At 70.7% G+C, this 3,184-nt stretch carries 3 protein-coding genes and 1 pseudogene; 1 reads left to right on the forward strand and 3 read right to left on the reverse strand.

Annotated features, from left to right (window positions below; genetic code table 11):
- Positions 1 to 585, forward strand: a 585-nt coding sequence (locus tag VLJ82_RS04260; RefSeq protein ID WP_408662082.1) for an amidohydrolase family protein, incomplete at its 5' end; no start/stop codon positions are given.
- A gap of 27 nt (positions 586 to 612) precedes the next feature.
- Here VLJ82_RS04260 and VLJ82_RS04265 read toward each other — a convergent pair.
- The 3 genes and pseudogenes from VLJ82_RS04265 to VLJ82_RS04275 all read right to left on the reverse strand — a co-directional run.
- Entirely contained in the window at positions 613 to 2,058 is a 1,446-nt protein-coding gene (locus tag VLJ82_RS04265; RefSeq protein ID WP_408662083.1) for a glycoside hydrolase family 1 protein, read from the reverse strand.
- Complete coding sequence (locus VLJ82_RS04270; protein ID WP_408662084.1) at positions 2,055 to 2,978, reverse strand: carbohydrate ABC transporter permease; 924 nt, start codon at positions 2,976 to 2,978, stop codon at positions 2,055 to 2,057. Before VLJ82_RS04270 ends, VLJ82_RS04265 begins: the two co-directional genes overlap by 4 nt.
- Positions 2,975 to 3,184 (reverse strand): annotated as a pseudogene (locus VLJ82_RS04275) (hypothetical protein); the annotation flags it as partial. The pseudogene VLJ82_RS04275 and the gene VLJ82_RS04270, both read right to left, overlap by 4 nt.

Raw genomic sequence — 3,184 nt, forward strand, 5'->3', positions numbered from 1 at the left:
TCCTCGGAGGTGCTGGCCCGGGTGCTGTCCGGCGAGCTGCCGTGGTGCCAGCACACCCACCGCGCCGACGACATCGCCACCGCGATCCGGCTGGCCGACGAGTTCGGCTACCGGCTGGTGATCAACCACGCCACCGAGGCCTACCTGCTGGCCGACGTGCTCGCCGAGCGCGGCATCCCGTGCATCGTCGGCCCGCTGTTCCACACCCGGTCCAAGGTCGAGGTGCGCAACCGCAGCCTGGCCACCGCGGGCAAGCTGGCCAACGCCGGCGTGCTGGTGGCACTGACCACCGATCACCCGGTGGTGGCCATCGACTTCCTGGTGCACCAGGCCAGCTTCGCCGTCCGGGAGGGGATGTCACGCGCGGACGCGCTGCGCTCGATCACCGTCAACCCGGCCAGCATCCTCGGCTTCGCCGACCGGGTGGGCTCGCTGGCCCCGGGCAAGGACGGCGACGTGGTGATCTGGTCCGGCGACCCGCTGGACGTGCTGCAGCGCGCCGAGCGGGTGTTCGTGTCCGGGCACGAGGTGTACCGCTACGCCGGCGGCCGGGGCGTGGTGACCAACCCGTACCGGACCGGCTGAGCGCTCCAGGTCCAGCGCGCTGAGCGCTCAGGACTCCACCGCGTTGGCGGCGATCACGTCGCGGAACCACAGCGCCGAGTCCTTCGGGATGCGCTGCTGGCTCGGGTAGTCGACGTAGACCATGCCGAAGCGCTTGGAATAACCCCATGCCCATTCGAAATTGTCCATCAGCGACCACAGGTAGTAGCCGCGCACGTCGGCGCCGCGCTCGATGGCCGCGTGCACGGCCGCCAGGTGCCGGCGGACGTAGTCGATCCGGTCGGCGTCGTGCACCCGGCCGTCCGCGCTGACGGCGTCGTCGAAGGCCGCGCCGTTCTCGGTGACCACCAGGCCGATCTCCGGGTAGTCCCGGTGCACCCGCAGCAGCAGGTCGGTGAAGGCCTCGGGCACGATCGGCCAGCCCATCGCGGTGTAGGGGCCGGGCTGCGGAACCGAGTAGGCGAGGTCGGTGCCGGGCCACGGCGACGGGCCCGCCCCGGACTGGCTCGGGTCGTTCACCCACCGGCCGGTCACCTGCGCCCGGATCTCCGGGGTGGCCGCGGCCACCGCGCTGGGTGCGTAGAAGTTGACGCCCAGCAGGTCGATCCCGGCGTTGATCTCGGCCAGGTCGCCGTCGGCGACGAACGCCCAGTCGGACAGGTGCTTGGTCTCGGCCAGCAGCTCGGCGGGGTAGCTGCCGCGCAGCATCGGCTCGGTGAAGATCCGGTTCGCGATCCGGTCCACGTGCTCGGCCGCGGCGAGGTCGGCCTCGCTGTCGCCGGCCGGCCGGACCTCGGCCAGGTTGAGGGTGACCGACAGCTGCGCCGGGCACACCGAGCGCAGCGCGCGGACCGCGCGGCCATGTGCCAGGTTCAGGTGGTGGGCCACCACCAGCGCGGTGGCGTTGTCGGTCAGGCCCGGGGCGTGCACCCCCGAGGCGTGCCCGAGGAACGCGGTGCACCACGGCTCGTTCAAGGTGGTGATGGTGGGCACCCGGTCGCCGAGCGCCCGGCCGATGACCTCGGCGTACTCGGCGAACCGGGCCACCGTGTCGCGGTTGGTCCAGCCGCCCTCGAACTGCAATGCCTGCGGCAGGTCCCAGTGGTAGAGGGTGAGCAGCGGGGTGATGCCGCGCTCGAGCAGGCCGTCCACCAGCCGCCGGTAGAAGTCCAGGCCGGCCTCGTTCACCGGCCCGGAACCACCCGGGATGACCCGGGGCCAGGACACCGAGAACCGGTAGGAGGGCAGGCCGAGGTCGGCCATCAGGTCCAGGTCGGCGGCCATCCGGGAGTAGTGGTCGCACGCGACATCTCCGGTGTCGCCGCCGGTGACGTTGCCCGGCACCTGGCAGAACACGTCCCAGATGCTGGGCAACCGGCCGTCGGCGTGCACCGCTCCCTCGATCTGGTACGCGGCGGTGGCCGAGCCCCAGACGAAGCCGGGCGGAAAGGAAAGGCGGTCGGACGCCTGGTCGGTCGTCGGCTGTGGGGTCATCCTTTGACTGCTCCTTGCATGATTCCGCCGACGATCTGCCTGCCCAGCAGCGCGAAGACCACCAGCGCCGGGACGGTGCCGTACAGGGTGCCGGCCATGATGATGGACTGTTCGGGTGCGTATCCGGTGGCCAGGCTCTGGAAGGAGACCTGCACCGTGGGGTTCTGCGAGCTGAGCGCGATCAGCGGCCAGAAGAAGTCGTTCCAGGCGGTCAGGAAGGTCAGCATCGCCAGCACCGACATCGCCGGCCGGGCCGCCGGCACCACGATGGAACGGAAGATCCGGAACGTCCCGGCGCCGTCGACGTAGCCGGCCTCGATCAGCTCGTCCGGCACGGCGCTGGCGATGTACTGGCGCAGGAAGAACACCCCGAACGCGGTGACCAGGGTGGGCAGGATCACCGCCTGCAGGTGGTTGGCGAAGCCGAACTTCGCCATCAGCATGTAGAGCGGGATGATTCCCATCTGGGTGGGCACCATCATGGTGCCGATGCACAGCCCCAGCAGCAGGTTGCGACCCCGGAACCGCAGCTTGGCAAAGGCGAAACCGGCCAGCGTGCAGAACGTCACGGTGCCCAGCGTCACGCAGCCGGCCACGATCAGGGAGTTGATCAGGCCCTTGTTCAGCGGCGCCAGGTCCAGGGCCTGGTCGATGTTGGTGAACAGCGAGCCGCTGGGCAGCAGCGGGGGAGTGCGGGCGGCCATCTCGGCATTGGTGTGCGAGGCCATCACGATCGTGTAGTACAGCGGGAACACCGACACCACCATGACCACGACCAGGATCAGGTAGCTCAGCGGGCCGGCGTCCATCGGCTTGCCACGCACCGTCCGGGCCCGGTCCCGCCTCCGCTGCGCCGGGACTGGTCGGGCCGGCGGGGAAACCGCTTGCCCGGCGGAGGTTTGCTGCGCGGTGCTGGTCACCGGGTCACCTCCAGGGTTGCCGGGCTGATCAGCGGCACCGCCGCGCCGACCCGGCGCTCCCGCCGGCGGGCCAGCAGCAGGTTGGTCAGCACGGCCAGCACGATGATCGCGAACATCGTCCAGGCGGTGGCGGCCGCCAGCCCCAGCCGGTCGTTGGTCCAGCCCTGCTGGTACATCAGCAGGCCGAGCGTCTGGTACTGCCCGTC

It is taken from the genome of Jatrophihabitans sp., from assembly GCF_035474675.1.
GTDB lineage: Bacteria > Actinomycetota > Actinomycetes > Mycobacteriales > Jatrophihabitantaceae > Jatrophihabitans_A.

Excerpts from the sequence above, each read along its gene's own strand:
- VLJ82_RS04265 (WP_408662083.1), bottom strand. The coding sequence starts at position 2,058 with ATGACCCCACAGCCGACGACCGACCAGGCGTCCGACCGCCTTTCCTTT.